The sequence below is a fragment of the Christiangramia sp. LLG6405-1 genome (assembly GCF_045055805.1).
Taxonomy (GTDB): Bacteria; Bacteroidota; Bacteroidia; order Flavobacteriales; family Flavobacteriaceae; genus Christiangramia.
In genome coordinates, this window is sequence record NZ_CP159330.1 from 1,982,963 (window position 1) to 1,995,203 (window position 12,241).

Annotated in this window: 11 protein-coding genes; 4 read left to right on the forward strand and 7 right to left on the reverse strand. The window is 40.4% G+C overall.

Annotated elements, in window-relative coordinates:
• Positions 1-876, forward strand: coding sequence for a DMT family transporter (locus tag ABVM50_RS09200; RefSeq protein WP_405198293.1), 876 nt, complete (start codon positions 1-3; stop codon positions 874-876).
• A 61-nt stretch (positions 877-937) separates the two neighbouring features.
• Here ABVM50_RS09200 and ABVM50_RS09205 read toward each other — a convergent pair whose 3' ends face one another.
• From ABVM50_RS09205 to panB, 3 genes are all read right to left on the reverse strand, one after another.
• Positions 938-1,783 (reverse strand): neutral zinc metallopeptidase, encoded by an 846-nt coding sequence (locus ABVM50_RS09205; protein WP_405198294.1) that lies wholly within the window; start codon positions 1,781-1,783, stop codon positions 938-940.
• Between the two features lie 50 nt (positions 1,784-1,833).
• Entirely contained in the window at positions 1,834-2,538 is a 705-nt protein-coding gene (locus tag ABVM50_RS09210; RefSeq protein ID WP_141877327.1) for an RluA family pseudouridine synthase, read from the reverse strand.
• A 61-nt stretch (positions 2,539-2,599) separates the two neighbouring features.
• Complete coding sequence (gene panB, locus ABVM50_RS09215) at positions 2,600-3,418, reverse strand: 3-methyl-2-oxobutanoate hydroxymethyltransferase (protein WP_141877328.1); 819 nt, start codon at positions 3,416-3,418, stop codon at positions 2,600-2,602.
• Between the two features lie 65 nt (positions 3,419-3,483).
• Between panB and ABVM50_RS09220 the strand changes: the two genes are divergently transcribed.
• Positions 3,484-3,930, forward strand: coding sequence for a nuclear transport factor 2 family protein (locus ABVM50_RS09220; protein WP_405198295.1), 447 nt, complete (start codon positions 3,484-3,486; stop codon positions 3,928-3,930).
• Here ABVM50_RS09220 and ABVM50_RS09225 read toward each other — a convergent pair.
• The 3 genes from ABVM50_RS09225 to ABVM50_RS09235 all read right to left on the reverse strand — a co-directional run bounded on the left by ABVM50_RS09225 (position 3,927) and on the right by ABVM50_RS09235 (position 6,796).
• The gene (locus ABVM50_RS09225; RefSeq protein ID WP_405198296.1) at positions 3,927-4,952 is read right to left on the reverse strand and encodes a formylglycine-generating enzyme family protein; all 1,026 of its coding nucleotides are present in this window, start codon (positions 4,950-4,952) and stop codon (positions 3,927-3,929) included. The genes ABVM50_RS09220 and ABVM50_RS09225 overlap by 4 nt on opposite strands.
• 91 nt (positions 4,953-5,043) lie before the next feature.
• On the reverse strand, positions 5,044-6,048 hold the full coding sequence (locus ABVM50_RS09230) for an alcohol dehydrogenase (protein WP_405198297.1): 1,005 nt from the start codon (positions 6,046-6,048) through the stop codon (positions 5,044-5,046).
• Positions 6,049-6,109: 61 nt separating this feature from the next.
• Complete coding sequence (locus tag ABVM50_RS09235; protein WP_405198298.1) at positions 6,110-6,796, reverse strand: type II CAAX prenyl endopeptidase Rce1 family protein; 687 nt, start codon at positions 6,794-6,796, stop codon at positions 6,110-6,112.
• A 169-nt stretch (positions 6,797-6,965) separates the two neighbouring features.
• On the opposite strand from ABVM50_RS09235, the gene ABVM50_RS09240 reads away from it, so the two are divergent.
• Positions 6,966-8,588, forward strand: coding sequence for a dihydroxyacetone kinase subunit DhaK (locus tag ABVM50_RS09240; RefSeq protein ID WP_405198299.1), 1,623 nt, complete (start codon positions 6,966-6,968; stop codon positions 8,586-8,588).
• A gap of 65 nt (positions 8,589-8,653) precedes the next feature.
• Here ABVM50_RS09240 and ABVM50_RS09245 read toward each other — a convergent pair whose 3' ends face one another.
• Entirely contained in the window at positions 8,654-10,087 is a 1,434-nt protein-coding gene (locus ABVM50_RS09245; RefSeq protein WP_405198300.1) for an L-serine ammonia-lyase, read from the reverse strand.
• Positions 10,088-10,304: 217 nt separating this feature from the next.
• On the opposite strand from ABVM50_RS09245, the gene dnaK reads away from it, so the two are divergent.
• Positions 10,305-12,236: a molecular chaperone DnaK gene (gene dnaK / locus ABVM50_RS09250; RefSeq protein WP_405198301.1), complete on the forward strand. Its 1,932-nt coding sequence runs from the start codon at positions 10,305-10,307 to the stop codon at positions 12,234-12,236.
• The last annotated feature ends 5 nt before the right edge of the window (positions 12,237-12,241 follow it).

Here is a 12,241-nt window from a genome sequence, read left to right on the forward strand (position 1 = left end):
ATGACCGCACCAAAGTTTACCAATATTTCGAATATTCTAATGCTCAACCTGGCGGTGTTGCTTATAAGCACATCTGGAGCCTTGGGTCGTTATATCACATTAGATCCCATAACCACCATTTTCTATCGCTGTGTTTTGGCAGCTGTTATATTTTATATGTACTGCAAATGGCAAAGAATAAGCCTGAAGATTGCTTCGAAAAAGGATGTTCTAAAAGTTATTTCTGGCGGACTGCTTATGGGAGCGCACTGGGTAACCTATTTCTATTCCCTGAAATATTCCAGCGTTGCCATCGCCTTGTTATCTTTATTTACCTATCCGGTCATCACGGCGTTTCTGGAGCCACTATTATTCAAAACCCAATTCAATAATATCCATGTCGCACTGGGATTTTTAGTACTGTTCGGTGTGTATTTTCTAAGTCCCGATTTCGATCTGGAGAATAACTCATTTATAGCCGTACTCTTCGGAATTGCATCTGCAGTATTTTATTCTCTTCGGAATTTGCTAATGAAAAAAGAGATCGAACGTTATGATGGTTCTACATTAATGTTTTACCAGATACTGGTGGTCGCTTTAGTCCTGTCTCCCGCTTTCTTTTATTCTGAAGTTGCTAAAGTTCTGGAACAATGGAAACCACTGCTTACGCTTGCTTTGCTTACAACCTGTATTGGTCATACCTTATTTCTGAAGAGTTTTAAGAATTTTAGTATAACTGCGGCGAGTATTATGAGTAGTATACAACCGGTTTATGGTATCGCGCTTGGAGCTATTTTTTTGGACGAGATCCCTTCAGCAAAAACCATGATTGGTGGTTCACTCATCATAAGCGCCGTTATCATAGAAAGTCTTAGTTCGCTTAGAAGCAAAAAATAATATTTCCGGATATTAAAAAAAGCCACTTGGATAAGTGGCTTTCGATTATATTGAATTTGAGTTAATTCAAAACTTCTTTAAAAGTATCTCCCTGTCTAATATCTCCGGTTCTGTATCCGCGCATAAACCAGGCTTTACGTTGCTCTGAAGTTCCATGAGTAAACGAATCTGGATTTACTCTTCCACTGGTTCGTTTCTGTATTGCGTCATCACCAACAGCATTCGCGGCACTCAGCGCTTCTTCGATATCTCCTTCACTCAAATACTGCTGATTCTCCTTCGTCCACACTCCTGCATAGAAGTCGGCTTGGAGCTCAAGCGCTACAGATAGTTCGTTAGCTTCAGTCTGACTCGATTGCCGCTGAAGATTACGAACTTTTCCGGCAGTTCCCATCAAATGCTGAACATGATGACCTACTTCATGAGCCATCACATACGCAACTGCGTAGTCACCGCCTTTGGCACCAAATCTTTGTCTTAATTGATCGAAAAAAGTAAGGTCCATATAAATTTTCTGGTCGGCAGGGCAGTAGAAAGGTCCGCTTGCAGAAGATGCACCACCGCAGGCTGTTTGAACGGCGTCGCTAAATAGAACCAGACCAGGTTCCCGGTAGTTCATATTATTTTCAGCAAAAACATCATTCCATACATCTTCAGTATCAGCAAGAACGGTTGCAACAAATTCTCCCATTTCTTTTTCTTCCGCAGTAAGTTCACGGGATTCAGTCTGGGAACTGCCAGATCCTTCCAGTTGTTGTAAAACTGAAACATCACCATCGCTAAGAATGAATTGCGCTATTACGAAAATCACACCTATAATTCCTCCGCCGGCAATTAATTTACCTTTACCAGAGGAACCTCTGCGATCCTCTACATTCCCGCTTTGTCTACGACCTTGCCATTTCATATTTAGATATTTTGGTTAAAAATAGTAAAAAGGCGGTATGTAAATTCTAATTATATCATAATTGCATCCCAGATAGGATCTTTTGGTGGAGGAGCCGTGATATGAATCTCTTCTTTTTTCACGGGATGTATAAACCTGAGTTCTCTTGAATGAAGATGAATACTGGCATCGCGGTTACTACGATCAAAACCATATTTAAGATCTCCTTTTATAGGACTTCCAATGGCAGATAACTGACTCCTGATCTGGTGATGCCTACCCGTGTGAAGGTCTATCTCCAGTACATAATAACGATCAAGCTCTTTGATCAATTTATAGTCGAGGATCGCTTTTTTAGAATCCGGAACTTCATTCTTATGAGCATAGGATTTATTCTGTTTGGAATTCCTCTTCATAAAATGAATAAGCTCATCACTTTCTCTGGGCGGTTTCTCTTTAACCACGGCCCAATACGTTTTTTTCGCGTCCTTTTCCTGAAATAATTTATTGAGTCTTGGAAGTGCTTTTGAAGTTTTTGAAAACAGCACGATTCCGCTGGTAGGTCTATCCAGCCTGTGAACCACGCCTAAATAAACATTTCCGGGCTTGTTATATTTTTCTTTGATATAACTTTTGACCACTTCAGAAAGTGGTTTGTCACCGGTCTTATCTCCCTGGACAATATCACCCGGTCTTTTATTGACGATAATAATATGATTATCCTCATGCAGAACCTGCAGATTATCCTTTGTGGAAATTATTTTATCTGAACTCAATAGTTAAGTTTTGTAAAGAATTAGAAAGATCCAACCAATCGATTAATTCCGAATTTTAAGTCTAATATTGTTCATCATCTGAAGGAAATGCGCTGCTTTTCACATCATCTCGATAATTCTGAAATGCTTTGGTCATTTCTCCGTGAAGATCTGCATATCGTCTAAGGAATCTTGGATTAAACTCGTGGGTCATACCAAGCATATCGTGAACAACCAGTACCTGGCCATCCACGCCATTTCCGGCGCCAATCCCAATTACCGGGATGGTTAGACTTGCAGCAACTTCTTTGGCTAGTTTGGCAGGAACTTTCTCAAGAACTATAGCAAAACATCCAATTTTCTCAAGCATCAGGGCATCAGCCTTCAGTTTTTCTGCTTCCTGTTCTTCTTTTGCACGAACTGTATAAGTTCCAAATTTATAGATGGATTGCGGGGTTAGTCCGAGATGTCCCATGACCGGAATTCCCGCATGCATAATTCTCTTGATACTTTCTTTAACTTCTTTTCCACCTTCAAGCTTTACGGCATGTCCACCAGATTCTTTCATGATCCTTATAGCAGAGCGTAAGGCCTCCTTGGGATCACTCTGGTAACTTCCGAAAGGAAGGTCTACGACCACCAGGGCACGATTAATCGCTCTTACAACACTGGTTGCATGATAGATCATCTGATCAAGGGTAATTGGAAGTGTGGTCTCATGACCCGCCATTACATTACTCGCAGAATCACCTACCAAAATCACATCTATACCGGCGCCATCCACGATCTGAGCCATAGTGAAATCGTATGCTGTAAGCATACTGATCTTTTCACCGTTGGACTTCATATCTACCAGTGATTTAGTTGTTATTCTCTTGTACTGTTTTTTGGCAACCGACATTCGCGTAAATTTTAATTTCAGTAAAAGTAGTAAATTCGTGGAGCACTGTCAATAATCCTCGACTTATGAAAAACTTAATGTTTCTGGCGTTTATTTTTATTTGCTTCAGTAGCCAAGCACAATCGAACAATCCAAAGCAATTGGTTATAGATTTTTTCGAGGCTTTTCATGAGCAGGATACCGTAAAGCTTAAAACTTTTACTACGGAATCACTTGAGCTGAAATCTATTAGTAATAATGCTGAAGGTAAAACAACTATCAGTACTTCAACTTTTTCAGAATTTGTAAAAAGTATTGCCTCCATTCCGAAGAATGTGAAATTTGAAGAAGAAATACATGAGTATAGAATAGAAGAAAACGGACTGCTGGCAACAGTCGCAACGCCGTATACCTTCTATTATAATGGCGAGAAATCTCACTGCGGAACCAATGTTTTCAATTTAGTGAAGATGGACGGGAACTGGAAGATTCTATTCCTAATGGATTCCCGGAGCAAGAAGAACTGTGATTAAATATCTTTTACACACCGAAAACCAGTATGCTCTAAACCAGTATCGGGAACGGAACTCTTTCTAGCCGAAATCCGATAGCCGCTGCAGTAACTTTCAGCACATAAAAAGGAACCGCCGCGTATCACTTTTTCCTGCTCCATGTTATAGTAGTGCTTGAAATATCCATCCTTCATTTCAGAAGTTCTGGAGTAAGCATCGACATGATAGGTGTCCAGACACCATTCCCAAACGTTTCCTGTAGTTTCATACAACCCAAAGTCATTTGCAGGAAAGCTTCTTACAGGTGCCATTTTCTCATAATTATCCTCAACAGTATTCTTTTTTGGAAATTCGCCCTGGTAAAAATTCGCATGTTGTGCAGCGATGTCAAAATCATTTCCCCAATGGTAAGTTAGAGAATCACGACCGGCACTATTATAATATTCAAATTCAGCTTCCGTTGGTAGTCTTTTGCCGGCCCATTTAGCATAGGCCATTGCATCATACCAGGAAACCTGCACCACGGGATAGTCCTCCTTACCTTCAATAGAAGAATCGGGACCCTGAGGATGTTGCCAGTTCGCACCTTTCACAAATTTCCACCACCATTCGGGGTTGTATGGATCAAAAACCAAAGCTCCGGGTTCGTAGGTATTTCCTTTGAGCTCAAAACTTCTCTCTGCAGTAGTAACGTAACCGGTAGCTTCTACAAATTGAGCAAATTCGGCATTGGTAACTTCAGTTTTATCAACATATATAGATTTAATCTCCACTTTATGAACTGGTAATTCATTTTGTTTAGCCTCTTCAGATTTTCCACCCATCAAATATTCTCCACCACCAAGTTTGATCATGTTTTCGGTAGAGGAGGAGTCGGCTCTGGTTTTGATATAGGAAATCTCCTTGAGATATTGCTTATGATAATCTGAAACCTGACGGGTTTCAGTAGGTTCTATTGCCTGGATTGGGCCATTTGATTCTTCTTCCTTGCACGATGTAAGCAGGAGGGCTGATAATAAGAATATGAAGATGAAGTTTTTCACGTTTGTCCTGATGAATGAGTCTCAAATATAAACATAAAAAAACCGGAAAATAAATGCTTTTACTTTCCGGTTATTCTTCTTAATTTAAAATTTACATCTTCAGTACTACTCTAAACCTGGCCTTATTGTTCATCATCTGTTCAAAGGCTTCAGCAACATTATCAAGACTATATTCTTCGATCATAGGTTTTGTGCCTGTCATCGCACTAAATTTGAGGGTGTCTTCAGAATCTATAGCTGTTCCGCTAGGCCATCCAGCGGCAGATTTTCTTCCCATAAGCAATTGCATAGGAGAAACTTCTATAGGTTCGCCCGTTGCGGCAACCATAAGTAATTTTCCGTCTATTCCTAAACCGTCTACTATGGATGTGATTGCATCGCTATGTGGCGCAGTAGCAAGGATTAATTTTGCCCCTCCTAATTTCTGAAGTTCCTCTGCACCGTTTTTTTCGTTCGTATTTATAAATTCATGAGCACCCAACTTGGATGCAAGCTCTTTTTTGTTGTTACTATGAGAAACTGCTACAGTGCGCATTCCCATTTTCGCGGCATATTGAATTGCAAGGTGTCCCAGTCCACCAATTCCCTGAACGGCAACGACATCACCTGCTCGTATTCCTGAATTTCTCAAAGCATTAAAAACAGTGATTCCGGCACATAATAATGGCGCAGCTTCAGCTGAAGAAAGGTCTTCTGGAATATTGGCCACAGCTTCCTGAGGCGCCGTCATGTATTCTGCGTAACCACCATCGTAGGAAATCCCGCTTACCTTGGCATTCTCACAACTTATAAAGTCACCGCGACGACACGGCTCACATTCAAAGCAATGACCACCATGCCAGCCAACTCCAACGCGTTGTCCTTTTTCCCATTTGGAAACATCCTTTCCAATTTCTTCTATAATTCCCACAACTTCGTGCCCGGGAATTCGAGGATATTCAAGACCTGGGAAACCGCCTTCTTTTACAAAATTATCGCTATGGCAAATCCCACAAGCTTCAACTTTGATTAAAATTTCGTTTGCTGAAGGACTTGGTTTATCTAAATCTTTAATGATAAAATCTCCTCCTGCTTCTTCAATTACTGCTGCTTTCATAACTTTTATTTTTTGGTTTCAGAAGTTACAAAAAGTGAAAGGGAATGCTTTTAAGGCTTTGTTAATTTGACAGGGTTAAGGGAAGTATAAAAAGCAGTACCATAGAATTATTCATGCTGTGCATTAACATAGGCCAGATTAGTCCTCGATTCTCCAATTTAATTTTTCCGAAGAAAAAGCCTGCGATGATACGAGGGAAGATCATTATGAATAATATCAGGTCAATTTGAAAAGTATCTACATAATTGAAAATATGAACAAAGCCGAAAATGATAGCACCTAGGATCCAGTTGATCAAATAATACCGGTGTAGCCAGTAACAGGTTTTTCTAAATATATGTTCCGGGATTAACTCCCCCAGGGAATAAAAGGCAAGCAGTAAGGTCCCGCCGAGTACACCGTATTTGAGACTCCAATGCGCTTCTTCCGGGATAAGTGCGATACCTATCATAAATAGCACACAACAAAAAAAGAATTTGAGACTGAATTCTGTAGGTTTAAGTAAACTTCGGAATATACCTTCCTCGATGACCGGAGCGAAAATGGCCGCCATAAAAGCAAATTTCCACGGTTGTGTTTTTAATAAGTCGAAGATCTCGGTTTGTTGATATTTATCGTAATCGAAAGATGGAAATGTAGATTGAAGAGCGGCCAGTAGTATGAAGAAAAGGAAATAACAACCAAGCATCTTTCCGAAATTAGTGAGCAGGTTGAAAATTTTAAACCTCAGGCTGGCTTCTGGCGGCATTTATAGTAGCGTTTGAGTCTGCAATATAAGAAGAGCAATAGCAGAAATAAACCTTAAAAAATGTAAATGTGTTCTAAATTAATCTTTAGTCTGAAAACTTTATGAATAGATTAAGGCTCATCAAAAAGCTTAGATTTTCGTGTTTTCTATCTTTAAGAAAAATAGGATTATGAAGTTTTTTATAAATGAAGCAGATCAGGTTGTAAATGAAGGAATAGAAGGATTGCTTACCAATCCTAAGCTTACCAGACTGGATAATTTCCCTGAAGTTCGAGTAGTTCTGCGGAAGGATTGGGGTAAATCGAAAGTAGCAATTATTTCTGGCGGTGGATCTGGTCACGAGCCAACCCATGCTGGATTTGTTGGGAAGGGAATGCTCACGGCAGCGGTATGTGGTGATATTTTTGCTTCTCCTTCCGTAGATGCAGTGCTTTCAGCAATTATAGCGACGGCAGGTGAAAAAGGTTGTCTTTTGGTAATTAAGAACTATACAGGAGACAGACTTAATTTTGGTCTTGCGGCAGAGCAGGCCAGGGAAATGGGTTATAAAGTTGAAACTATCATCGTAGGAGATGATGTAGCCTTAGGTGAAGATACAGAACAAAGAGGATTAGCTGGAACGCTTTTCGTGCATAAATCGGCGGGATATTTATCTGAAGAAGGAAAGTCACTTGAAGAGATTTTGAAGCTGGTAAAGAGAGTTGCACAAAATTCTTATTCCATTGGTCTTTCGTTAGAGAAAGGACAGAAGTTCCAGGGAAAAGAAGAATCTCGTTTAGATGAATCTGAAGCTGAACTGGGTCTTGGAATCCACGGGGAACCAGGAGTTGAAAAAATAGCTGTGGCGAAAGCTGATGAGCTTATGGAAACTGCAGTAGAAAAACTTCAGGAATATACAAACGAAGTTGAGTATGCGCTTATTTTAAATAATCTTGGAAGTGTTACTCCGGTTGAAATGAATGTTTTACTGAACTCTTTCAGTAAAACTTCTATGGCAAAGAATGTAAAGCTGTTGGTAGGTCCCGGAAGTTTTATGACTTCACTGAACATGAAAGGTTTTTCTATCTCTGTGGTGAAACTGGATGAGGAAATTAGTGAAGCTTTGCTGGCAACCTGTGATCCTGCTTCCTGGTTCATTAGTGAATTTGGAAAAGCCAGCTCGATCAACAGTCCGGAACTTCCGGAAACTCTTCCTTTTGAATCTTCGGAAGATGCCAGCACTAAAAAGTTGCTTAAGGAAATTGCTGAAGAATTGATCGACATGAAGGATGAGATCAATGCTCTGGATGAAAAAGTAGGAGATGGCGATGCCGGTTCTACCTTTGCAAGTGCGGGCAGTAATGTACTGGAAGTTATTGACAGGTTGCCGTACGCCAAAAACTGGGAACTATTTATTAGTATTGGAAGAATATTTTCCAGAGAAATAGGAGGTTCCAGCGGTGTTCTTTTTTCGCTCTTATTTACAAGAGCTGGAAACGCTTTGAAAGAAAATGACGATCTAGGAAAAGCTTTATTAAGCGGATTGGATAAAATGAAGGATTATGGTGGCGCGAAACAAGGGGAGCGTACGATGATTGATGCCCTACAACCAGCTTTTGAAGCGATCGCTAATGGTGAAAGTATGGAGAAGGTGAAGTCGGCTGCACGAAAAGGAGCTGATGCTACTAAAGAAATCACCGATACTAAATTTGGTAGATCTTCTTATCTCTCAGAAGATAGTTTGAAAAATGTTCCAGATCCGGGAGCAGAAGTTGTTGCCAGGGTTTTTGAAAAACTGGCGGCTATTAAATAATTGAAGTCAAAATGAAAAACCCACCGTGAAATATTATATAATCAAGGTGGGTTTTCTATTAAATATTAGCAATCACTAAGGCTTACTTTTACTGCAAGACCACCTTCAGAAGTTTCTTTATACTTCTTATTCATATCCTTTGCGGTTTCCCACATCGTCTCGATCACTTTATCCAGTGGAACCTTAGCGCGGCTTGCATCACTTTCCATGGCAATTTCAGCAGCATTGATCGCCTTGATCGCTCCCATAGCATTTCTTTCGATACATGGAACCTGTACTAAACCAGCAATAGGATCACAGGTTAAACCTAAATGATGTTCCATGGCAATCTCACTAGCCATTAAAACCTGTTCCGGGGTTCCTCCCATCAATTCGGTAAGACCACCAGCGGCCATTGCTGAAGAAACTCCAATCTCTGCCTGGCAACCGCCCATGGCTGCAGAAATGGTAGCTCCTTTTTTGAAAAGGCTTCCTACTTCGCCAGCAACCAGCATAAATCTTTTGATATCCTCGTAAGTAGCATCGTGATTTTCGATACAGAGGTAATACATCAAGACAGCCGGCACAGTTCCCGCACTACCGTTAGTGGGTGCAGTAACAACTCTTCCCAGGGATGCATTAACTTCGTTTACACTTAATGCAAAGCAAGTAACCCATTTAAGGATCTGGCGAAATTTCACTTCGGTTTGTCGAATTGCAGGAATCCAGTCCTCTACATTGGTATAGGAAGTATCACCAATTAAACGCTGATGCATTTCAAAAGCGCGTCGTTTCACATTAAGGCCACCGGGAAGTGTACCTTCAGTATGACATCCAATATACATGGACTCCAGCATTACATTCCAGATTTGTTTGAAGTTCGCGTCGATCTCTTCATCTGTACGCAGAGAACGTTCATTTTCAAGGACAATTTCTGAAATGGTTTTATTTTCCTGTTTACAAAATGCCAGTAATTCAGTTGCCTTTTCAATGGAGAAAGGGAAATTCTGAAAATTCTTCATTTTCTTGCTGGCGTTCTTGCGTTCTTTTTTAACTACAAATCCGCCTCCTATGGAATAGAACGAAGAAGAAGTTTTCTTGCCATTGAATAGACATGCTCGAAATGTCATTCCGTTAGGATGAAATTCGAGAAACTTTCTATTGAATTTTATATTTTCAGAAATAGAGAATTCTATTTCTCGTTCTCCATTTAATAATAATCTGCCGGTTTCACGAACATTGCTAATCTCGGAATCGAGGATCTCAATATCCATAGTTACAGGATCATGTCCCAGCAATCCCAGAACCGTAGCAATATCTGTGGCGTGTCCTTTCCCGGTAAGACTTAAAGATCCATAAAGATCTACATGAATCTTTTCCACCTGGTCGAACCTTTCTTTAGACTTTAATTCAGCGATCCAGCGTTGAGCTGCCCGCCATGGTCCAAGAGTATGAGAACTGGATGGACCAACGCCCACCTTCAGCATATCAAAAACGCTAATGCATTCGATTTTTCGCATTCAGATAAAATTATTTGAGCACAAAAGTAAGGATTTGATAAAGCTACCCATATATAATTGCGAAAATTATATTCCGAAGAAATCAAAGGAGAATAACTCGGTAATGACAGGGTTGAATTTTAAAAATGACAGTCTGTCATAAGAAAAGCGCTGGCATAATGATTGACTTCAAGTGAGTGTAAAATTGATAAACTAACATAAAACAAGTTATATAGTTATGAGTAAAATAATTGGAATTGACTTGGGTACCACTAACTCCTGCGTTGCCGTAATGGAAGGTAGTGAGCCAACAGTGATACCTAATGCCGAAGGAAAAAGAACAACACCATCTGTAATTGCATTTGTAGAGGGTGGAGAAATAAAAGTAGGTGACCCTGCAAAGCGTCAGGCAGTTACTAACCCAACTAAAACGGTAGCTTCTATTAAAAGGTTTATGGGGAACAAATTCTCAGAATCTGAAAGAGAAGCGGGTAGAGTACCTTATAAAGTGACTAAAGGTGATAATGATACTCCACGTGTGGATATTGATGGTCGTCTTTATACTCCGCAGGAACTTTCAGCAATGGTGCTTCAGAAAATGAAGAAAACCGCTGAGGATTATCTAGGACATGATGTAACGGAAGCTGTAATCACGGTACCTGCATATTTTAATGATTCTCAACGTCACGCAACGAAAGAAGCTGGTGAGATCGCAGGTCTTAAAGTAAGAAGAATTATAAACGAACCAACCGCTGCAGCACTTGCTTACGGATTGGATAAAAAATCTCAGGATCAGAAGATCGCTGTGTATGACCTTGGTGGTGGTACATTTGATATTTCTATTCTTGAACTAGGTGATGGTGTATTTGAAGTACTTTCTACTAATGGTGATACTCACCTTGGGGGAGATGACTTTGATGAAGTATTGATCGACTACCTGGCTGATAGCTTCCAGAAAGCAGAAGATATCGACCTAAGAAAAGATCCAATGGCACTTCAACGTTTGAAGGAAGCATCTGAAAAGGCGAAGATTGAATTATCATCTTCTACTCAAACAGAGATCAACCTTCCATACGTAACAGCTACTTCTAGTGGACCAAAACACCTTGTGGAAACTATTACAAGATCTAAGTTCGAGCAATTAGCTTCTGAACTTGTAACAAGATCTATGGAGCCGGTGAAAAAGGCACTTAGTGATGCAGGTCTTTCTAAGAGTGATATTGATGAGGTAATTCTTGTTGGTGGATCAACTCGTATTCCTAAGATTCAGGAAGAAGTTGAAGCATTCTTCGGAAAAAAACCTTCTAAAGGTGTAAATCCAGATGAGGTTGTGGCAATTGGTGCAGCGATCCAGGGTGGTGTACTTACAGGAGATGTTAAAGATGTATTGCTTCTTGATGTAACTCCACTTTCTCTAGGTATCGAAACTATGGGAGGAGTGAACACGAAATTAATCGAGTCGAATACTACGATCCCAACGAAGAAGTCACAGACCTTCTCTACGGCGGCAGACAATCAGCCTTCAGTTGAGATTCATGTACTTCAGGGAGAGCGTCCAATGGCGACAGATAATAAGACGATTGGTAGATTCCATTTAGATGGTATTCCACCAGCGCAAAGAGGAACTCCGCAGATTGAAGTAACTTTCGATATTGATGCCAACGGTATCATTAAAGTAAGTGCTACAGATAAAGCAACTGGAAAATCTCAGGATATTCGTATCGAAGCTTCTTCAGGATTAACTGAAGAGGAAATCGAGAAGATGAAGAAAGAAGCTGAAGCAAATGCTGAAAGCGATAAGCAGGCTAAAGAAAAAGTTGATAAGCTTAACGAAGCAGACAGCATGATCTTCCAGACTGAAAAGCAACTGAAAGAATTCGGAGATAAGATTTCTGAAGACAAAAAGAAGCCAGTAGAAGAAGCTTTAGAAGAATTGAAAAAAGCTTACGAAACTAAGGAGATTGAGCAAATTTCTCCAGCTTTAGATAAATTGAATGAGGCATGGAAGACTGCGTCAGAAGAAATGTACAAAGCTCAGGCAGAAGCTCAGGGCGGTCAGCCAGGCGGACCACAGCAAGGTGCTACAGGCGCTGAAGGTGGAGCAGCAGATGGTGGAGCCTCTCAGGGTGCAGATGATGTTGAAGATGTTGATTTCGAAGAAGTGAAGTAATTCAC